21 protein-coding genes are annotated in these 19,353 nt (G+C 69.8%); 8 read left to right on the top strand and 13 right to left on the bottom strand.

The genetic code is table 11. The features are described 5' to 3' along the window. Positions 1-9: 9 nt before the first annotated feature. On the bottom strand, positions 10-1,179 hold the full coding sequence (locus ACIBL3_RS09080) for a class I SAM-dependent RNA methyltransferase (protein ID WP_396352727.1): 1,170 nt from the start codon (positions 1,177-1,179) through the stop codon (positions 10-12). After that, positions 1,176-3,206 carry an APC family permease gene (locus ACIBL3_RS09075; RefSeq protein ID WP_396352726.1) on the bottom strand — a complete coding sequence of 677 codons (2,031 nt, stop codon included), beginning with the start codon at positions 3,204-3,206 and terminating at the stop codon, positions 1,176-1,178. Before ACIBL3_RS09075 ends, ACIBL3_RS09080 begins: the two co-directional genes overlap by 4 nt. Positions 3,207-3,300: 94 nt before the next feature. Between ACIBL3_RS09075 and ACIBL3_RS09070 the strand changes: the two genes are divergently transcribed. Then, the gene (locus ACIBL3_RS09070; protein ID WP_396352725.1) at positions 3,301-3,963 is read left to right on the top strand and encodes a potassium channel family protein; all 663 of its coding nucleotides are present in this window, start codon (positions 3,301-3,303) and stop codon (positions 3,961-3,963) included. Beyond that, on the top strand, positions 3,963-4,643 hold the full coding sequence (locus ACIBL3_RS09065) for a potassium channel family protein (RefSeq protein ID WP_396352724.1): 681 nt from the start codon (positions 3,963-3,965) through the stop codon (positions 4,641-4,643). Before ACIBL3_RS09070 ends, ACIBL3_RS09065 begins: the two co-directional genes overlap by 1 nt. A gap of 43 nt (positions 4,644-4,686) precedes the next feature. Here the strand turns inward: ACIBL3_RS09065 and ACIBL3_RS09060 are convergent, their stop codons facing one another. The 4 genes from ACIBL3_RS09060 to dut all read right to left on the bottom strand — a co-directional run bounded on the left by ACIBL3_RS09060 (position 4,687) and on the right by dut (position 7,090). Continuing rightward, positions 4,687-5,505, bottom strand: coding sequence for a DUF3159 domain-containing protein (locus ACIBL3_RS09060; RefSeq protein ID WP_396352723.1), 819 nt, complete (start codon positions 5,503-5,505; stop codon positions 4,687-4,689). Continuing rightward, on the bottom strand, positions 5,498-5,887 hold the full coding sequence (locus tag ACIBL3_RS09055; RefSeq protein ID WP_396352722.1) for an OB-fold nucleic acid binding domain-containing protein: 390 nt from the start codon (positions 5,885-5,887) through the stop codon (positions 5,498-5,500). The genes ACIBL3_RS09060 and ACIBL3_RS09055 overlap by 8 nt, the downstream gene beginning before the upstream one ends. A gap of 17 nt (positions 5,888-5,904) precedes the next feature. Next, entirely contained in the window at positions 5,905-6,555 is a 651-nt protein-coding gene (locus tag ACIBL3_RS09050) for a DUF3710 domain-containing protein (protein WP_396352721.1), read from the bottom strand. An 82-nt stretch (positions 6,556-6,637) separates the two neighbouring features. Beyond that, a complete protein-coding gene (dut, locus tag ACIBL3_RS09045) occupies positions 6,638-7,090 on the bottom strand; it encodes a dUTP diphosphatase (protein WP_396352720.1) in 453 nt (150 codons plus the stop codon). Positions 7,091-7,143: 53 nt separating this feature from the next. Between dut and ACIBL3_RS09040 the strand changes: the two genes are divergently transcribed. Both ACIBL3_RS09040 and ACIBL3_RS09035 read left to right on the top strand, forming a co-directional pair. After that, positions 7,144-7,599, top strand: a complete 456-nt coding sequence (locus ACIBL3_RS09040; RefSeq protein WP_396352719.1) for a DUF3093 domain-containing protein — start codon at positions 7,144-7,146, stop codon at positions 7,597-7,599. Between the two features lie 29 nt (positions 7,600-7,628). Further along, positions 7,629-7,958 carry a DUF4235 domain-containing protein gene (locus tag ACIBL3_RS09035; RefSeq protein ID WP_396352718.1) on the top strand — a complete coding sequence of 110 codons (330 nt, stop codon included), beginning with the start codon at positions 7,629-7,631 and terminating at the stop codon, positions 7,956-7,958. Positions 7,959-8,042: 84 nt separating this feature from the next. Here the strand turns inward: ACIBL3_RS09035 and ACIBL3_RS09030 are convergent, their stop codons facing one another. From ACIBL3_RS09030 to ACIBL3_RS09020, 3 genes are all read right to left on the bottom strand, one after another. Beyond that, entirely contained in the window at positions 8,043-8,342 is a 300-nt protein-coding gene (locus ACIBL3_RS09030) for a DUF4193 domain-containing protein (protein WP_130379292.1), read from the bottom strand. A 296-nt stretch (positions 8,343-8,638) separates the two neighbouring features. After that, positions 8,639-9,433, bottom strand: coding sequence for an inositol monophosphatase family protein (locus ACIBL3_RS09025; protein ID WP_396352717.1), 795 nt, complete (start codon positions 9,431-9,433; stop codon positions 8,639-8,641). After that, positions 9,430-10,497 (bottom strand): ferrochelatase, encoded by a 1,068-nt coding sequence (locus ACIBL3_RS09020; RefSeq protein WP_396352716.1) that lies wholly within the window; start codon positions 10,495-10,497, stop codon positions 9,430-9,432. Before ACIBL3_RS09020 ends, ACIBL3_RS09025 begins: the two co-directional genes overlap by 4 nt. A 146-nt stretch (positions 10,498-10,643) precedes the next feature. On the opposite strand from ACIBL3_RS09020, the gene ACIBL3_RS09015 reads away from it, so the two are divergent. Continuing rightward, positions 10,644-11,843, top strand: coding sequence for an MFS transporter (locus tag ACIBL3_RS09015; protein ID WP_396352715.1), 1,200 nt, complete (start codon positions 10,644-10,646; stop codon positions 11,841-11,843). Positions 11,844-11,882: 39 nt separating this feature from the next. After that, entirely contained in the window at positions 11,883-12,602 is a 720-nt protein-coding gene (locus ACIBL3_RS09010; protein ID WP_396352714.1) for a MerR family transcriptional regulator, read from the top strand. Here the strand turns inward: ACIBL3_RS09010 and ACIBL3_RS09005 are convergent. Continuing rightward, complete coding sequence (locus tag ACIBL3_RS09005) at positions 12,585-13,190, bottom strand: trimeric intracellular cation channel family protein (RefSeq protein ID WP_396352713.1); 606 nt, start codon at positions 13,188-13,190, stop codon at positions 12,585-12,587. The genes ACIBL3_RS09010 and ACIBL3_RS09005 overlap by 18 nt on opposite strands. A 56-nt stretch (positions 13,191-13,246) precedes the next feature. Here ACIBL3_RS09005 and ACIBL3_RS09000 point away from each other — a divergent pair, with 56 nt between their 5' ends. Continuing rightward, positions 13,247-14,284: a phosphotransferase gene (locus ACIBL3_RS09000; RefSeq protein ID WP_396352712.1), complete on the top strand. Its 1,038-nt coding sequence runs from the start codon at positions 13,247-13,249 to the stop codon at positions 14,282-14,284. A gap of 4 nt (positions 14,285-14,288) precedes the next feature. Then, positions 14,289-15,122 carry a formate dehydrogenase accessory sulfurtransferase FdhD gene (gene fdhD, locus ACIBL3_RS08995; RefSeq protein ID WP_396352711.1) on the top strand — a complete coding sequence of 278 codons (834 nt, stop codon included), beginning with the start codon at positions 14,289-14,291 and terminating at the stop codon, positions 15,120-15,122. On the opposite strand, the gene ACIBL3_RS08990 is transcribed toward fdhD, so the two are convergent. The 3 genes from ACIBL3_RS08990 to ACIBL3_RS08980 all read right to left on the bottom strand — a co-directional run bounded on the left by ACIBL3_RS08990 (position 15,106) and on the right by ACIBL3_RS08980 (position 19,288). Beyond that, positions 15,106-17,862: an AAA family ATPase gene (locus ACIBL3_RS08990; RefSeq protein WP_396352710.1), complete on the bottom strand. Its 2,757-nt coding sequence runs from the start codon at positions 17,860-17,862 to the stop codon at positions 15,106-15,108. The two genes, fdhD and ACIBL3_RS08990, sit on opposite strands and share 17 nt — an antisense overlap. After that, positions 17,859-18,989, bottom strand: coding sequence for an exonuclease SbcCD subunit D (locus ACIBL3_RS08985; RefSeq protein WP_396352709.1), 1,131 nt, complete (start codon positions 18,987-18,989; stop codon positions 17,859-17,861). The genes ACIBL3_RS08990 and ACIBL3_RS08985 overlap by 4 nt, the downstream gene beginning before the upstream one ends. A 92-nt stretch (positions 18,990-19,081) precedes the next feature. Then, positions 19,082-19,288, bottom strand: a complete 207-nt coding sequence (locus ACIBL3_RS08980; RefSeq protein ID WP_396352708.1) for a hypothetical protein — start codon at positions 19,286-19,288, stop codon at positions 19,082-19,084. Positions 19,289-19,353: the final 65 nt, after the last annotated feature.

The following is a 19,353-nucleotide window of genomic DNA, read 5'->3' as shown; positions in this document are numbered from 1 at the left end:
ACTCGCGACTCAGCCGTCCACAGGCTCGAGTATGGCGACGCACTCGATGTGGTGAGTCATCCCGAACAGGTCAAAAGCCCGCAGCGACGCGATCCCATAACCGAGCCCAGCGAAGGACTTCAGGTCCCGCGCCAGCGCCGCCGGGTCGCAGGCAACGTACGCGACCCGACGCGGGGTCAGCGCCGCGATCCGCCGTACGACGTCCTTCCCGGCGCCCGTCCGTGGTGGGTCCAGGACAACAAGGTCGACATGCTCGAGCCCCTGCCCCGCGGCCGTGTTGAGTACGCGGCCGACGTCACCGGTCTCCAGCGTCACGTCAGACAGGTCGTGCAGGTTCCGCCGTGCATTGCGCACCGCGTCCTTGTCGCCCTCGATCGCCAGCACCGGGCACCCAGCCTCAGCGAGGAAGGCAGCAAACAGCCCGACCCCCGAGTAGAGGTCCAACGCTGTCTCCCCCGCCGCCGGCTCCAGTCCACTCAGTACGGCGTCCACCAGCATCTCCGGAGCCGCCGGGTGCACCTGCCAGAACCCATCGGCCTCCACCCGGAACCGCCGGCCCCGCACTACCTCGACCACGCGACCACCAGGCTCCTCGCCAGTCAGTACAGCGGTCTTGCCCTCCGACGACACCACCGACTGCACCGACGTCGCGCCCGGCCACCGCTCCCCCAGGACGTCTGGGCTGTCCGGGTGCGCGATCAGGCACTTGTCGATCTGGATCAGGTCGTGCGAGCGGTGCGCGTACATCCCGGGCCGCCCGTCCACCACGGCGTACCGCATCCGGGTCCGCCAGCCGAGGCCGTCGTCGCCCGGCGACTCCATTACGATCGTGCGCTCGATCCCGCCGATCCGCCGCAGCGTGTCCGACACCACGGTGGCCTTCAGCCGCCGTTGCTCGACGATGTTGGCGTGCTGGAAGTCACAGCCACCGCACCGCCCCGGTCCGGCGTACGGGCAGGGCGGATCGATCCGTTGCGGCGACGGTGTGAGGACCTGTACGGCGTCGGCGCGCAGGTACTTCGCGTTCTGCTCGGTGACGCGGGCGTGGACCAGCTCACCCGGCAACGCGTGCCGGACGAAGACCACCTGCCCCTCGTGCCGGGCTACACAGTGTCCCCCGTGCGCTACTGGCCCTACTTCCAGCTCGACTACCGTCCCGACGATGTTCTCGTCTGTCACCGATCTCCTGACGACTTGCGGGCTCCACGCCGTACCTGGCCTGCCACCCGTTCCTCCCGGTCGTGCCGTTCCTCGGCTGCCTGCGACGAGATCAGCTGGTAAGGAACGGACGTAACCATGACACCAGGTGTGAACAAGAGGCGCCCCTTGAGCCGGAGTGCGCTCTGGTTGTGCAGGATGTGCTCCCACCAGTGGCCGACGACGTACTCCGGGATGTAGACCATCACCACGTCCCGCGGGGACTGCCGCCGGATGTCGCGGACGTACTGCAGGATCGGCCGGGTGATCTCCCGGTACGGCGACGCCAGCCGCTTCAGCGGGACCGGGATGCCGCGGCGATCCCACTCGGCCTGCAGCGCCTCGGACTCGTCCCGGTCGACGTCGACCGTGACCGCCTCGAGCATGTACGGCCGGGCCGCCTTGGCGAAGGCCAGCGCCCGCAGGGTCGGCTTGTGCAGCTTCGACACCAGCACGATCGAGTGCACCCGCGACGGCAGCATCAGCTGCTCGTCGCCCTCGACCGCCATCTGCTTGCTGACCGCGTTGTAGTGCCGGCGGATGCCCTTCATCATCAAGAACAGCACCGCCATCGCAATGATCGCGATGTACGCGCCGTGGGTGAACTTGGTCAGCAGCACGATCACCAGCACCACGCCGGTCATGGTCAGGCCGATCGTGTTGATCACCCGCGACCGGTGCATCTGCCGCCGCCTGGAGGTATCGGTCTCGGTCTTCAGCAGCCGGGTCCAGTGCCGGACCATGCCGATCTGGCTGATCGTGAACGAGACGAACACGCCGACGATGTAGAGCTGGATCAGCCGGGTCACCTCGGCGTCGAAGGCGACAATCAGGAAGATCGCGAACGCGGCCAGGATGATGATGCCGTTGCTGAACGCGAGCCGGTCACCGCGGGTGTGCAGCTGTCGCGGCAGGTAGCCGTCGCGGGCCAGGATCGAGCCGAGCACCGGGAAGCCGTTGAACGCGGTGTTCGCGGCCAGCACCAGGATGACGCCGGTGGCCGCGGCGACCAGGTAGAAGCCGAGCGAGAAGTGGTCGAAGATCCCCTGCGCCAACTGCCCGATCACCGGGTCCTGGTGGTAGCTGTCCCCGACCGGTACGCCGTCGCGGAGCAACTGGTGCGCGGGGTCCTCCGCGAAGCGCACGTTCATCACGTTCGCCAGCGCCACCACACTGATCATCATCGCGATCGAGATGCAGCCGAGCAGCAGCAGCGTGGTCGCCGCGTTCTTGCTCTTCGGCTTCTTGAACGCCGGCACTCCGTTGCTGATCGCCTCGACACCTGTCAGCGCCGCACACCCGGACGAGAACGCCCGCAGGACCAGGAACGCCATGGCGAAGCCACCCGCGCCCTGCACGAACGGGTCCTCCGCGACCAGGTCCAGGCCGGCGGTCTCGGCCTGCGGCAGCGTCCCGAACACCATCCGCCCGAACCCGAACGCGGCCATCCCCAGAATCGTGACCATAAAGATGTACGTCGGGATCGCGAACGCCGCCCCGGACTCCCGGATCCCCCGCAGGTTCATCGTCGTCAAGAACAGCACCGCGATCACCGCCGCGGTCGCCTGATGCCCTTCCAGCGACGGGATCGCGGAGGCGGCGTACTGCGCGGCGGACGAGATCGACACCGCGACCGTCAGCACGTAGTCGACCAGCAGCGCGCTGGCCACGGTCAGGCCGGCGGTCGGCCCGAGGTTGACGTTCGCCACCTCGTAGTCGCCACCACCCGACGGGTACGCGTGCACGTTCTGCCGGTACGACGCGACCACCACGAGCATCACCAGGGCGACGACGATGGCGACCTTCCACGAGATCGTCAGCGCGGTCAGGCCGGCCAGCGAGAGGGTCAGGAAGATCTCGTCGGGCGCGTAGGCGACCGACGACAGGGCGTCGCTGGCGAACACGGGCAGCGCGATGCGCTTGGGCAGCAGCGTCTCACCCAACTGGGTGCTGCGCAGTTTGCGGCCGAGCAGCAGCCGTTTGCCGATATCGCCTAAAGCGGGAGTCACACCGGTGATGTTAGAGGGAGCCCCGGTCCGGTGTAGCGTCTATCCCGCCGAACCGAGCCAGCGGCCCCGCGAACGGGGCAAGGAGTGAAGCCGAGTGCACGTCGTCATCATGGGCTGCGGCCGCGTCGGATCGACGCTCGCGCGGACCCTCGAGAAGCGGGGCCACACGGTCGCGATCATCGACCAGTCCGCCGACTCGTTCCGCCGGCTGAGCCCGAACTTCACCGGCCGGACCATCACCGGCATGGGGTTCGACCGCGAGATCCTGACCGAGGCCGGGATCGAGGAGGCCGAGGCGTTCGCCGCGGTGTCCAACGGCGACAACTCCAACATCCTGGCCGCCCGGGTGGCCCGGGAGACGTTCGGCGTGCACAACGTGGTGGCCCGGATCTACGACCCGGGCCGCGCCGAGGTCTACCAGCGCCTCGGCATCCCCACCGTCGGCACCGTGCGCTGGACCGTCGACCAGATGATGCGGCGGCTGCTGCCGGAGGGCTCGGAGCCGGAGTGGCGCGATCCGTCCGCCACGGTCCGGCTGGCCGAGGTGCACGTGCACTCCGGCTGGGTCGGCCGGCCGGCGTTCGACATCGAGAAGGCCACCGGCGCCCGGGTCGCGTTCCTGACCCGGCTGGGCGAGGGCCTGCTGCCCAAGGCCGATACGGTCATCCAGGAGGGTGACCTGGTCCACGTCGTGATGCTCGAACGGGACGTCGCCGCGGTCGAGTCCCAACTCGGCACCAAGCCTGAGGAGCTGTGATGCGGGTAGCCATCGCCGGCGCCGGCAACGTCGGTCGTTCGATCGCCGGCGAGTTGCTGGAGAACGGCCACGAGGTGCTGCTGATCGACAAGGACCCGCGGGCGATCAAGGCCGAGTCGGTGCCGCGCGCCGAGTGGCTGCTGGCCGACGCCTGTGAGCTGTCCTCGCTGGAGGAGGCGGCGCTGCAGCGCTGCCAGGTCGCGATCGCCAGCACCGGCGACGACAAGGTCAACCTGGTCGTCTCGCTGCTCGCGAAGACCGAGTTCGGCGTCCCCCGGACCGTTGCCCGGGTCAACCACCCGCGGAACGAGTGGATGTTCAACGAGGCCTGGGGCGTGGACGTGTCGGTGTCCACCCCGCGGATCATGTCCGCGCTGGTCGAGGAGGCGGTCTCGGTCGGCGACCTGGTCCGGCTGTTCACCTTCCGCCAGGGCGACGCCAACCTGGTCGAGCTGACCCTGCCCGAGGACTCCCCGATGATCGGCCTGCGGGTCGGCGACATCGACTGGCCGCTGGACACCGCGCTGGTGGTGATCCTGCGCGAGGGCCGGGTACTGCGCCCGGACCCCGAAGGCACCCTCGAGCTCAACGACGAGCTGCTGTTCGTCGCCGCCGACGAGACCGAGGAACAACTCGAGGACATGCTCTCGCCGCACCACCGCAAGCAAGAAGCGGAATGAACGAAGCGCCCGGGGAATCCCCGGGCGCTTCCTTTTGACCTACTTACTTCTTGTTGCCGCGCAGCAGGTGGGTGACATGGTCGCGGGCCTCGTCCCACTTGTCCTGCGGCAGTGATCCCCGCAGTACCGCGTACGCCAGCCACAGCGCGAGCGCGTAGAACGGGAGTCCCAGGCCGATCTTCGCGATGCCGAGCGCGTTCAGGCTGCCGGTGAAGTACAGCGGCACCTGCACGATGAGCCGGACCGCGAACAGGCCGACGAACACCATCGTGGCCCGGGAGAAGCCCCGCAGCATCGCCGGGTCCTTGCGCCAGGCGGTGCCGGTCTGGGTGATCACGCCGTACAGGACGCCGAACAGCGGCCAGCGGATCAGCACAGTGATCAGGTAGAGCGCGCCGTACCCGAGGTTGGTGAGCAGGCCGGGGACGTAGAAATCCTTGGCGTTGCCGGTGCGGTTCGCCACCCAGGCCGAGATCAGCACGCCGACGAACCCACCGAACACGTTCCGCAGCGGCTGCCGGCGGATCAGGCGCAGTACGGCGATCGCGGCCGCACCGCCGATCGCGACGATCAGCGCGACCTGCAGGTTGTGGTCGGTGGCCGCGTAGACGACCAGGAACGCGATCCAGGGCAGCCCGATGTCGAGCAGCGCGCCCCAGCCGCCGAGAGCGTGGAAGAAGTCCTTGTCGCTCGACGGCGACTTCGCCTTCGTCTCGTCGCTGGTCAGCTCCGCCTCGGCCGCCTCGACCTCCGGACGCAACATCTCGACGAGTTGCTCGTCGAGATGGTCATCGAGTTGCTTGCGCAGGCCGGACTCGGCCTGCTGGTCGTCATCGACCTGGTCGCGCCGCGGCTCAGCCATGCGCTGCCTGCGGACGCAGCTCGTAGCGCGGGTTGAACATCACCCGGTCGCCGTCCACGACGCCGATCCGCCCGGAGGCGATCAGCTCGGACCCCGGGTGGATCCCGGCGATCTTGCGGCGGCCGAGCCAGATCAGCTTGACCGTGCCGGTTCCGTCGTACAACTCGCCCTCCAAGGCAGGCACGCCGCCGCGCGGGCTGAACGTGATCGTGCGCAGCGTGCCGAACAAGGTGACCAGTTCCCGGTCGTGGCAGCCGGTGATCGACCGCGCACCACAGTCCTGCGCGAAGTCCTGGAGGACCTCGGCGTCCCGCTGCTCGCGGTCGCCTGCCAGCCCACGGAACGCGCGCCGCAACAGCCCCGCGGGTTTGTCGCTACCCATACTTCGAGTGTAGTCCGTCAGGCTTCGGCTTCGGGAGCTGGCTGAGCACCCGGCGGCAGCCGCAACGGCAGTGACTCACGCACCGCCATCGGCTCGCTGCCCCGGACCACGATGGTGCTGCGCAGCGTCTCCTCCATCGGCGGCGCCGCGTCCGGCTCGACGGCGGCCCGGCCGAGCACGGTCGCGCGCAGCAGCCAGCGCGGGCCGTCCACACCGATCACCCGGGAGGTCTGGCTGAAGATCTGGCCGTCCGGGTCCTCGACCGGCACGACCAGCACCAGCTCGGTGCCGAACGGACCGTCGGTCTCGGTCGCTGTCCCGCCCATCCGGCTGGCCTCGGCGGCGATCTCGCGCCGTACCTCAGTCCAGATGCCGCTGGTCTTCGGCGCCGCGAACGCACGCAGCTCGAGAGCGGAGTCCTCCAGCACCAGCAGGATCGCCTGCACCTGGCCGGACTGCTCGTCGACCTGCAGCCGCAGCTCCATCCCGGGCCGGCCGCTGATCACGAGGGCGCCCAGGTCGATCCGGTCCTCCGCCTCCAGGACCTCGGGGTCGACCTCGGTGGAATCGAACGGGCCCTCCGCGCGGGGTTCCGGCGCTGCCTCCTCGACCGCCTCCTCGGCGGACGTCTCGGGCTCCTCGTTCTTTGCCTTGCGGCGGAAGATCACAGCCTCTTGCCTACTTCCTGGTGTCCGAATTCGTACAGCCGCCGTAGTCTCGCGCATCCGTCAGGTCAACGGGCGCACCTGATCAGCGTGTCACACCACCGAAACCACCGGTCGAGCCGTGCCCCCCGTCGCCGCGGGCCGATCCCGGCAACGTGGCCACCTCGACGAACCGGGCCTTCTCCACCCGCTGGATCACCAACTGTGCGATCCGGTCGCCGCGCCGCAGGGTGACCTCGGCGTGCGGGTCCAGGTTGACCAGGCAGACCTTGATCTCGCCGCGGTAGCCGGCGTCAACGGTGCCAGGGGCGTTGACGATCGAGACGCCGTGCCTGGCGGCCAGCCCGGAGCGCGGGTGCACGAAGGCGGCGAACCCGTCCTGCAGCGCGATCGCGATCCCAGTGCCGACCAGACCGCGTTCACCGGGCTTCAGAGTGATGTCGCTGGCCGCCACCAGGTCCGCGCCGGCGTCGCCGGGATGCGCGTACGACGGGAGCGGGAGGTCGGGGTCGAGTCGCTGGATCAAAACCTCGGTCACGGGAGGCGACCCTACCGACCCGCCCGCGCCGGTCACGTGCCAGGCTGGTCCTCGTGGGTAGCTATCGCGAACGCCTGAGCGTGCCGGTGTCCTGGTGGATCATCGCCGCGGCCTTGGTCATCACGCTGTTCGTGATCACCTACGTGCCGGTCGGCCGCTTCGGCGGCGCCGTCGTCGGCGGCACGTCCGCGCTCCTGGCGGTCCTCTTCTTCCTGCAGTACGGCGCCGCGCTGGTCGAGGTGGACGGTGAACGGCTCCGGGCCGGCCGGGCCGTGATCGACCGGGCCCACCTCGGCAAGGTCGAGGCGCTGACCGGGGACGACGCGCGGCACGCGTTCGGGCGGGACTGCGACCCGAAGGCGTACCTGTTGCTGCGCAGCTACGTGCGGGGGGCGGTCCGGGTCGAAATCACCGATCCGCGCGACCCGGCGCCGTACTGGTTGATCGCCACGCGGCACCCGGACCGGTTGGCAGCAGCGCTGACGGGGAACAGCGTGGCAAGATCCTGATGTCGGGGACTTGCTGTTAGGAGGCTGTTGTGGTCGGAGCGAAGATCGGCTGGAAGCTGGTGCTGGCCGCGTTCACGCTGGTCGTGGGCCTGGTCGCGAACAAGGCGGTCAGCACGGCCTGGAAGCTCGGCTCGGGCGGGAAGCCGCCGAAGGGCGGCCAGGGCGGCTACGCCGAGGTGGTGACGTGGGCGGTCGCGAGTGGAGCCGCGGCGGCCGCTGCCAAGCTGTTCGCCGAGCGGCGCGCGGCGGCGTACTGGCTGAAGTCCACGGGGTACGCACCCCCGGGCTACGAGCAGGACGCGGTCAACGGTGTGCTGGTGAAGGCGACAGACACGGCGTTGAGCAAGAAACAGGACTGAGGCCTGGCTTCAAGCACAACAGCGGGACCGTCCCAGGTGTCTGGGGCGGTCCCGCTGAGGTGAATCCGAAGTAGGGCGCTGGTGTCAGGCTGCGCAGTCGCGGCAGATCAGCTGCCCGTTCTTCGTCTCCGCGAGCTGACTACGGTGGTGAACCAGGAAGCAGCTCGAACAGGTGAACTCGTCGGCCTGGCGCGGGAGCACCCGCACCGCCAGCTCTTCGTGGCTCAGGTCGGCGCCGGGCAGCTCGAAGCTCTCCGCGGCCTCGGCCTCGTCCTCGTCGACCTTGCCGGAGTTCTTGTCGTGACGGCGAGTCTTCAGCTCCTCGATCGACTCTTCGGAAGCGTCCTCGTCCGTCTTGCGCGGGGCGTCGTAATCAGTCGCCATGGTGTTTCCCTGCCCTCTTCGTACCCGTGGTGTTGCCTGCTGAGCCCTTGAACGGGTAGAGCGGCCGAGAAATTCCGCGCCAGGACCGCACGCTGAATCTTTCGTCCCCCGAAACCCTTGACAGCCAGGCCGGGACCGGCAGCTACCGTTCCCGAGGACGGGATTGTGCCCTATGAAGGGCCCTACGCGCGCGTCAGGGTCCACCTTCCGGCCAGCGTGTCGCAACAAATGTCAGGACCGAACACGAAAATGCTCGTTAATGCTCAGTACACGCACTAACGAGCACTCGGCGGCGTCTAGGCACGCAACGGGTCCGCGGCGGCCAGCAACGCGTGGAACGGCTCGAACAGCGCCGGACTGGCCGCGATCGACATCTCCGGCGACACCGCGGCCCCGTTCAGACCGCCGACGGCCGCGCCGGCCTCGGCGGCGATCAGCGCACCCGCTCCGTAGTCCCACGGGTTCAGTCCGCGTTCGTAGACCGCATCCAGCCGGCCGCAGGCGACATAGCAGAGGTCGAGCGCGCCGACCCCGATCCGCCGGATGTCGCGCACCTTGGTGATCAGGTGCTGGATCACCTCGGCCTGCACCTGCCGCCGCTCCGGGTCGTACCCGAACCCGGTGCCGACCAGCGCGGTGCTCAACTCGGTGCACCCCGACACCTGGATCGGCTTCCCGTCCAGGAACGCGCCGCCGCCCAATGTCGCGGTGAACACCTCGCCCTTCGGCGCGTCGACGACCACGCCGGCGACGGTCTGCCCGTCGTACTCGACGGCGATCGAGACGGCGTACGTCGGGAGGTCGTACAGGTAGTTCACGGTGCCGTCGATCGGGTCGACGACCCACCGGACGCCGCTGGTGCCGACCACGTCGTCGCCCTCCTCGCCGAGGAACGAGTCGTCCGGGCGGGCCTGCAGGATCCGGGCCCGGATCAGCTCCTCGGACTCCCGGTCGACCGCGGTGACCACGTCGGTCACGGTGCTCTTGGTGTCGGCGACCGTGATCGTGCCCCGGCGGCGTTCGACGATCAGCCTCGCTGCCTCCTCCGCCACCTCCACGGCCAACTTCAGCAGGTCCTGAGGGTCAGTCATACAGCTTCCTTAGGGGTAGGACGGCGTAGCGGTGGGCAGCAGTCGTGGCGGCAGTCGTCCCAGGCCGGGCCGAGCTTGCCGACGCACGGCCGGGCCGGCTGCTCGCCGCGCTCGGCCGCGGCCCGCTCGACGACCAGGTCGCGCAGCATCGTGACGAACGGCTTGCCGGTGCCGGGCGTCGCGGCCCGGGCCATCGGCAGCCGCAGCTTCTCGGCGGTCTGGGCCGCCTCGGTGTCGAGGTCGTAGATGACCTCCATGTGGTCACTGACGAACCCGATCGGTACGACGGCCACCCCCGGTGCGCCATCCGCCGCGAGCGCCTCCAGGTGGTCGTTCACATCCGGCTCGAGCCACGGCACCTGCGGCGGGCCGGACCGCGAGCAGTAGACGAGGTCGGTCCGGCGGGTCTGGCCGGTACGGCGCTCGAGCTCGGCGCTGATCTCCGCGGCCACGTCCAGGTGCCAGTCGAGGTACCCGTTGCCGTCCGGTCCGCTGGTGGCGTTCATCGCGTTCGGAATGGAATGCGTCACGTAGGCGATCGCCGAGCCGTCGGGCAGCTCGCTCAGCGCCTTCGCGGTCGACTCGACGAACGAGCCGACGAAGGCGGGGTGGTTCGCGTAGTGCCGGAGCTTGTCGATCCGGGGTGCGTCCGGGATCTGCTGGGCGGCGTCCTCGAGGTTCTCGCGGTACTGCCGGCAGCCCGAGTACGACGGGTAGGCCGAGGTCACGATCACCACGGCCCGCCGGATGCCGTCGGCGGCCATCTCGCGCAGGGTGTCGGTCAGGTACGGCGCCCAGTTGCGGTTGCCCCAGTAGATCGGCAGGTCCAGGCCGATCTCGTCGAACGACTCCCGCAGCGCCTGCAGCAGGGCCCGGTTCTGGTCGTTGATCGGGCTCTTCCCGCCGAACGCGTAGTAGTGCTCGCCGACCTCCTTCAGCCGCTCGTCCGGAATCCCCCGGCCCCGGGTCACGTTCTGCAGGAACGGCAACACGTCGTCCGGCTTCTCCGGCCCTCCGAAGGACAGCAACAGCACCGCGTCGTACGGCGAAGCATCGACAGGCATGCCCCAAGTTTCGCAGTTGGGGTCGAGGCGCGGACCGCCAGGCCATCACAATCGCGCCGCCCCGGGCCGATCGAGCGCCGCCCGGGGCCGGTGCCGGTGGTTGTGATGGCCTGGCGATCCAGCAGTTAAGGTGTTGCCGGTTCCTCATGCTCAAGCCCTACGTCCACCTCATGCGCCGTCCCGGTGCCAGTGCGTTCTTCGCCGCCGGGATCCTCGGGCGTATGCCGATCTCGATGATCGGTCTCGGCATCGTCATCCTGATCGCGCAGGAGAGCGGCTCCTACGGCCTGGCCGGCGCGGTGTCCGGGGTGGCCGTCATCGCGGGGGCGCTGACCGGTCCGATCCAGGGCCGCCTGGTCGACCGGTTCGGGCAGCGAGTGCTGCTGATGATCGGCTCCGTGGTCTGCACGATCGCGCTGGCCGCCCTGCTGGTCGCCGTACGTGCCGACGCCGCTACCTGGGTGCTGTACGTGCTCTCGTTCGTTGCCGGTGGCACCCGTCCGCAGGTCGGCTCGTTCGTCCGCGCGCGCTGGACGCACCTACTCGGCCGCGGTCGCGCGCTGCAGACCGCCTTCGCTCTCGAAGCGGTCGGTGACGAGGTCGTCTTCATCGTCGGCCCGGTGCTGGTCACCTTGCTCGCGACCCAGGTCAGCCCGTACGCCGCTCTGTCCGCAGCCGGAGTGCTTGGACTGGCGGGCGGCATCTGGCTGGCGCTGCTGCGGGCATCCGACCCGCCAGGACGCGGCAAGTCCGACGGGACCGAGCAGGCACCACTCCCCTGGGTCTCGATCATGTTGCTCAGCCTGATCGGGCTCGGGCTGGGCGCGACTCTGGGTGGTACAGAGGTCATCACGGTCGCGTTCACCACCGAGCGCGGCCAGGCCGGCATGTCCGGCGTCGTGCTGGCCGTCTGGGCGTTCGGCAGCTTGCTGGCCGGTCTCTGGTACGGCTCGGTGCACTGGCGAGCGCCCGTCGAGCGGCGGCTGCTGATCGGGACGATCGCGCTTGCGATCACGCTGGCGCCGCTCCCCTGGGTCAACAGCGTGTGGCAGCTCGGCGTGGTCCTGTTCGGCTGCGGTATGACGATCGCGCCGACGATGGTCGCCGTCACCGCCTGCGTCGAGGAGTGGGTACCACCGCAGCGCCTCACCGAGGCGATCACCTGGACCGTCACCGGCATCCTGCTCGGCGTCGCCCCAGGCAACGCCGCCGCCGGCCACGCCGTCGACGTCTGGGGCGCGTCCACCGCCTACTGGGTCCCGTTCGCCATCGGCATCGCCTGCGCCCTCGTCGCCGCCGTATCCATCACCTTCGCGAGGCCGAAGACCAGGTTCGCCCACAACTAGGGTTGTATCTCCTCTGAGGGGAGATGTGAGGGTTGTCTGGTGGATTACTCGATTGGTGAGCTCGCGCACCGGGCGGGGGTGTCGGTGAAGACGGTCCGGTACTACTCGGACCAGGGTCTGCTGGCGTCTCGCCGTACTGCTGCCGGGCACCGCCGGTACGACGGCAACGCGCCGGCCCGGCTCGAGTTGATCCGGACGTTGCGTGCCCTGGGCATCGATCTGGCCACGGTCCGTGCCGTGCTGGACCAGGAGCGCACGCTTGCCGACGTACTCACAGCGCACGCCGGCGCGGTCGCCGTACAGATCCGGACGCTGCAGTTGCAGCATGCGGTGCTGTCGGTCGCCGCCCGTCGGCACTCGACCCCGGAGGACCTCGAACTCATGCACGAACTGACCGCCCGTTCCGCCGAGCAGCGCCGCGCGCTGATCACGGACTTCCTGACCTCGACGCTCGGCGACGACCCCGGCCTCGCCGCGGCCCGGCAGAACCTCACGCCCGTGCTCTCCGAGGACGCCGACGCGCAGCAGGTCGAAGCCTGGCTGGAGCTGGCGGCGCTGGTCCAGGACGAGGACTTCCGATCATCAGTACGGCGGATGGCCGTCGGCTACCGCGCGCTCGCCGGCGACTGGCGTGATCCTCAGCTCCGCGGGCGGCTGATCGAGCTCCGTCGTACCGAGGCGGACTCCCGCTGGGACCGGTACCTGGAGTTGCTGGCCGTGGTCAACGGGTGGGCGCCGCCGTCACGAGTTGCGGGGTAGCGGAGCGTTCCAGCCGCGGCGGATCGCGAGCAGGCGGATGCCGAAGCAGGTCACCGCGGCCGCGATCGGCACCCAGAGCGCGTCGTAGTCGAGAGCCGCCGCGATCACCACGATGCCGGCGCCGAGGAAGGCCGGGGTGGCGTAGATCTCAGATCGCAGTACGACGGGGACGCGGCCGCTGAGCAGATCGCGGATCACGCCGCCTCCGATCCCGGAGATGGTGCCGAGCAGGGCGGCCGAGAGCGGCGACAGACCGTGGTCGATCGCCTTCTGCGCTCCGGTCACGCAGAACAGCGCGAGGCCGGCGGCGTCGAAGATGTTCACCAGCCGCTCGAGCCGGCCGATCCCGGGATGGAGGAAGAAGGTCAGCAATCCGGCCACGACCGGGACGACGAGGTACCACCAGTCCTCCAGCGCGGCCGGCGGGGTGGCGCCGATCAGCACGTCCCGGATGAAGCCGCCGCCCAGCCCGGTCACGAGCGCGAGCACCAGGATGCCGAACACGTCCAGCTTCTTGCGTACGCCGACCAGCGCCCCGGTGATGCCGAACACGAAGATCCCGAGCAGGTCGAGCACATGCAGAGCCATGCCCGCACGCTAAACCACAGGCGGCGGCCTGCCCTGCCGTTCTATCGTCTCTGGACATGACCCGAGCGCCCGCCGTCGACTACACCGCAACCTCGCTCCGCCCTGACTGGCACGCGCTCCCGCTCGCCCTCCGCGAAAACCTGACCGTTGCCCTGGGCAGCGAGATCGTCGACGCCGGCCCGTCAGTCCGCTCCGGCTTCACCGGCGGCTTCGCGGCACCCCTCCTGCTGGCCGACGGCCGCCGAGTCTTCGCCAAAGCCTCCGACAACACCCTCCACTCCTACCGCGCCTACCAACGCGAGGCGAAGGTAGTCCCCCAACTCCCACCGGCGATCCGGGTCCCCGCCATCCTCGCAACCGCCCACGCAGTCGCCGAAAGTGGACGGTCGGGCGTCACCGCTCCTGCTTCTTCGGCCGGCGGACACGGGCGGTGGTTTGCTGTGGTGTCCGAGTGGGTTGATGGGCGGATGCCGGGGAATCCGTGGACGGCGGTGGACTTTGCGGCTGTTACTGCGGCTTGTGAGGGGATTGCGGTGGTGATGGAGCCGAGTCCGTTGGAGGGGTTGCGGAGCTTCTTGGCGGACTTGGAGGAGGGCGGGTCGCCGTTGCGGACGCCGGGGCGGATTCTGGCGGGTGAGGTGCCGCTCCCGGCGGGACTGCAGCCGTGGGTGCCGAAGGTTCTGCCCGAGGTGACGGGTCTGCTGGAGTTGGCGCAGGAGGCGTTCGCCGGCGAGACGGCGACGCACAGTGATCTGCGGCCCGACAACCTGCTGATCGACGGCGACGGCACCTGCTGGACGGTCGACTGGAACTGGCTGGCGCTCGGCCCGCGCTGGATGGACTGGGTCGGCCTCCTCCCGGTCGCGCAGCACCACGGGATCGACACAGCCGCCGCGATCCGGAGCAGTCCGCTGACGGCCGACGTACCGGCTGATCATCTCGACTGCTTCATCGCGGCCGTCGCGGCGTACATGATGACGAGGGCGGACGAGCCTCCACCGTTCGGATGCACCCCGGCACTGCGTGAGCACCAGCGGTTCTACGCGTGGACATTCCTCGAGTGGCTCGCCGTACGGCGGGAGTGGCTACGGTGAAGGTATGACCAAACGTCCCACCACCAGGTTCAAGGTCGAGGTGCTGGACGGCGACCGGACGTCCCGGCGGGAGGACGTCGTGGTCACCGAGGAGCCGCTCGAGCTCCGGCTGGAGTGGCCGGGCCGTCCGCCCGAGCCGCTGATGGTGACGATGCGCACGCCGGGCTCGGACTTCGAGCTGGCGGCCGGGTTCTGCCTCGGCGAAGGGTTCGCGGTGCGCCCGGACGCGATCAAGACCGTTGCCTACTGCACCGATGTGCAGCTGACGCCGGACCAGCAGTTCAACACGGTCACCGTCACGTTCGACGGCCCGCCCGACCGCGAGCCACCCCAGCGGTACGGCGTGACGTCGGCAGCCTGCGGTGTCTGCGGCCAGCAGAGCCTCGACGAGCTGGCCGAGCGCGACTACGCCCCCGTCGATCCGGTCGTAGCAGACATCGACGTCGTACGGCGGCTGCCCGGCCTCCTGCGCGAGGGCCAGCCGATGTTCTCGCGGACCGGCGGACTGCATGCGGCCGGCCTGTTCACCGCCGACGGCCAGCAGGTCGTGGTGAAGGAAGACGTCGGCCGGCACAACGCCGTCGACAAGGTGGTCGGCTGGACCGTCCTCAAGAACCACAGCCGCCAGGGCCTGATTCTCGCGGTCAGCGGCCGCGCCGGCTACGAGATCGTGCAGAAAGCAGTCGCCGCCGGGATCGGGATGATCGTAGCCGTCGGCGCACCGTCCAGCCTGGCCGTCGACCTCGCCCGCCGCTTCAATGTCACGGTCGCCGGCTTCACCCGCGGCGACCGCTGCGTCGTCTACAGCGCGCCGGAACGGATCACGCGTCCAGCTTGATGAAGGTGGCGCGCGGGACGTACTCGTAGCGGTCCGGCATGCAGGTCAGGATGATGATCTGCCCGTGGTCGCCGGCCCGGCCGAGCAGCGCACCCATGTCGCGCAGCCGGGCCTTGTCCGACCAGCCGAGAGCGTCGTCGAAGATCACCGGCACGCTGCCCTCGCCGGTGCTGACGAGGTGGCTGATCGCCAGTCGGGTAATGATCGCCAACTGCTCCTGGGCACCCGTCGACAGCGCCTCGACCGACAGCCGCGTGCCGTCCAGCTCCCGCTCCGACACCGCGAGATCGTCGTCCAGCCAGACCCGGAACGTCGGCCCGTACACACTGCGCCCGAGCGACTCGATCCGGCTCTGCAGCGGCTCGGAGTACTTCGTCTGCGCCTCGGCTCGATGCCGGCTCAACGTCTCGTACACCCGGCGAGCCGCCTCGGCCCGGCGCCGCAAGCTGTCGTGCTCAGCACGTACGGCGGCCAGCTCCAGCTCAGCCACATCGCGCCGAGTCGCCAACCCGTCCCGACCCGACTGCTCCAGCCGCCCCTCCGTCGTACGCAAGGCGTCGCGCAGGGTGTCCCGCTCCCCCTGCAACCGCTGGGCAACCGACAACGCGTCCGCCAACTCACCGGCGACCTGATCGGCCCCAGCCGCGTCGGCCTGCTCCTGTACGGCGGTCAGCTCCTCGAGCACCGCCTCGACCTCAGCGGTCGCCTCAGTCTCTGCCGCAGCCACGGCGTCGTCGTCGAGCACACCCCGAGCCGACTCCAACGCGTCGACAGCAGCGGCCAGTCGCTCGGCCGCGATCTCGGACCGGGCTCGCGCGTTCTGTGCCTCCGACCGATCCTCATCGGCCGCCTTCCGAGCGTGCGCCGCCGCGAACTCGGCGTCGCCCAGCAACCGCTCCACCTCGGCCAGCCCGGCCCGCGCATCCTCGAGGAACCGCTGCGCACCAGCCAGATCGCCAGGCTCGGCGACCGGCGGCTCGAACCCCTCGAACAACGTGTCGAGTGGCGAGGCGAACTCCTCGAACAGCGACATCTGCCCCGGTACACCCTCGACCGCCGCCTGCTTGTCCGCGGTCTCCTCAGGTTCGTCCGTCCCGAGCCGTGCTGTCAGCACCGCGATCCGCTCCCCCGGATCACCACCAGCGGTCAGCGAACGCTCGGTCCGCCGCGCCTCGTTCAGCTCCGCCGAGGCCGTGTCCGCCCTCCGCAGCAGCTCCCGAGCCGCGGCAACGTCCTTCACCCCGGCCTTCTTCAGCAGGTCCTTCTCGCGCCGGACCGCCTCGTCCACCCGCGACCGCAGCGTGGCCGCTTCCCCGCCGGCCCGGACGGTCACCTCGACCTGTCCCGGTACGCCGACGACGAGCTCACCGGAGACGAGCACCTCGGCCGACTCGTCGAAGCCCAGCTCGGACGGCAGCGCGCCGGCCGCCACGTCCAGCCCGGTGCCCGACAACTCGACCGGCTCGGCGCCGACTCGCCGTACCGAGACTTCCGGTACGCCGGCGGCGAGCGCGGCACGGGCCTCGACGACCGCGGCGTGCGCGTCCTCGAGGGCGGCGACCTTCGCGTCGTCGACCTTGATCCGGTCCAGGATCGTCCCCGCCGCGGCGATCCGGGCCCGGACGTCGACCAGCTCGGCCTGCTGCCCGAGCAAACGGTCCAGCTCGGCGCGGTCCGTCAGCTCCGCGACCCGGCGCTCGGCCTCCTGGACCTCGGTACGGCGGCCGTCCTTGAGTTCGACCACCTCGGCCAGCGCCGACTCGACCGCGTGCACGGTCTCGGCCGCTGTCTTGGCGACCGTTTCGGCATCGGTACGGCGTCCGGTCAGCTCGGCATCGGTCTTGGTGAACCGCTCGACCTCGTCGAGCAGCCGCTCCCGCTCGACCCGGGTGCGGGTGTGGTTCTCCAGCCGCGCCCGGGCCGTCTCGGCGCGGGCGCGCACCGAGTCACGCCGGAGCAGGATCTCGTCGGTCGCCTTCTTGCGTTCGCGCACCTCCTCGACCGACGTGAGGTGATCGGTGAGCCGGCTGGTGACGTCTTCGAGATCCAAGGCCAGCCGCTCGGCGCGGCGGATGTCCTGCTGGACCTCCTCCATCGCCTTGAGCGCCTGCGCCGCGGTGAGCTCGGCGGCGGTCACGGCCTTCTCGGACCGGGCGAAGTCGCCGGTCGGCCGGCCGCGCGGCGTCCAGTAGCGCAGGTACTCGTGCTCGACCGCCGTCACGAGCGGCATCGACGCACCGTCGATCGGAGTCCCGGACTCCGCGGTCACCGCGGTGATCAACGGCTCCGCATCGGCCGGAGTCGGCAGCACCAGCGACTGCCCCTGGCTGACCATCAAGGTCTGCCACAGCACCGGGTCGACGTGCTGGTGGAAGAGCCGCTCGGCCTCGTTGTGCGCCTCGCGCCCGGTCCAGGAGGTACGGCGGCCATCGGCGTCGACGACCGTGAGCTCGGTGGCGCGGTTCTTCAGCCAGCGCTTGGTGTAGGTCAGTTCGCGACCGCCCAGGGTCAGCTCGGCCGTCACCTCGGGACCGACGTCCTGGCCGACCGGCTGGATGTCGCGGATCCGGGTCGACTTCGAGTCGTCCGGCAGATCGAAGATCAGCCCGAACGCCTCGACCAGGCTGGACTTGCCGACCTCGTTGTCGCCGACCACCACGGTGGTGCCGAGCGCGGGCAGCCGAACGGTACGGTCCTTGACGCCGCGGAAGTCCCGCAGCGTCAGAGCATGCAGCCTCATCCCGCGTCCCGGGCCAGTCGGTGCATCAGCGAGAGCGCTGCGCCGGCGCTGTCGTCGCCGGCGGCCAGCGCCTGCCGGAGCTCTTCCATCGCGGCCCGCGCCGGTCCGCTCAACTGCAACGCGTCCAGGTCGGCCGCGTCCGGTGCCGGCCGTACCGTCCAGAACTTCGCCCACCGCTCGACACTGGCGAACACCTCGCCCTGCGCGTCGATCAGCATGTCGAGCCGGCTGTGCAGCGGGAGCGGAAGCGACCCGTCACCTGCCAGCCGCACATAGGTCCGCTCCTTGTCCGGAAGCTCGGCGAACCAGTCCTCGAGCGCGCCGAGCGACTCCTCGTCGAACAGCTCGACCCGGTGGTCGACCATGTGCCACGCACCGACGCGGACCGGCTCGACGTCGATCGCGCCCGCGCCGATCGTCACCTTGAGCACGTTGCCCGGATCGGTCTCCTCCGGTGTCGTGACTTCCTGCGTCCCGGAGAACCAGATCCGCTCGGTCACCTGCGTCGTGGAGTGCCGGTCGCCGAGACCGACGTACTGCAGTCGCCCGTCCGCGACGGCCGCCTCGAGGGCTGCCTGGTCGATGGTCGGTACGTCGGACATGCCGCCACTGAGACTGGTCAGCTGGCCATGCGCGAGCATGATCCGCGTCGTCCCGGCCGGCGTCGGCTTCAGGTCGCCGTACCCCGGAGCCGCCGGGTCGGACAGCGGGCGGCGGGACCGCCACGGCGCGCCGACGATCTCGACCCCCGGCAGGATCTCCAGGGGCTTGGTGTCGGTCAGGACGGTCACGTGCTCGGGCGCGTGCGCCTGCCACTGCGCCGACGTCCACAACGAGCCCGGCTCGAGGGCGTCGTGGTTCCCGGGCAGCAGGACGACCGGGACCGGGATCCGCTTGAGTGCCTCACAGGCTCGCAGGATGGTCTGCCGCTCGACCTGGTTGTGCTCGAACACGTCGCCGGTCACGACCACGAAGGCCGCTCCGGAGGTGGTTGCGACGTCACCGATCCGCGCGACAGCATCCAGCCGGGCCTGACCCCACCGGGCCTGACCGTCCGGCCCCAGGAACCGGCGCATCATCCCCAGCTGCCAGTCCGAGCTGTGCAGAAACGTGATCGACTCTTCCATCGCGCTGAGAACGCTAACCCGACCCACCGACAACCGCCCAACCCAACACACCAGAACCAGTCCGGATGCCCGCCATCCGAACAGCCCGGCGCTCAGGCGGCGTCATCGGACGGCTCCACGGGATGCGCGTCGCGGTGGATGCAGAGCCTCGGACCGAGCCGCAGCAACGGCACGATCTCGCGCAGGCTCGCCGGGTCGCCGGTTCGTTCGAACACGCAAAAGGCGAGGATGACGATCGCCAGCCGTGGCAGGCCGACGATCAGGGCCGACAGCAGTACGACGACGATCGGTTCAGGCACGACTCCTCAAGTCCCGGCCCCGGCTCCGATGTACCGCGCGGTGCGGTGTGACTAGCCCGTGAATA

Origin of the sequence: Kribbella sp. NPDC050124, from assembly GCF_044460355.1 — a bacterium.
In the GTDB taxonomy this organism is placed as follows: Bacteria; Actinomycetota; Actinomycetes; order Propionibacteriales; family Kribbellaceae; genus Kribbella.
This window is presented reverse-complemented; position numbering and strand designations above follow the sequence as displayed.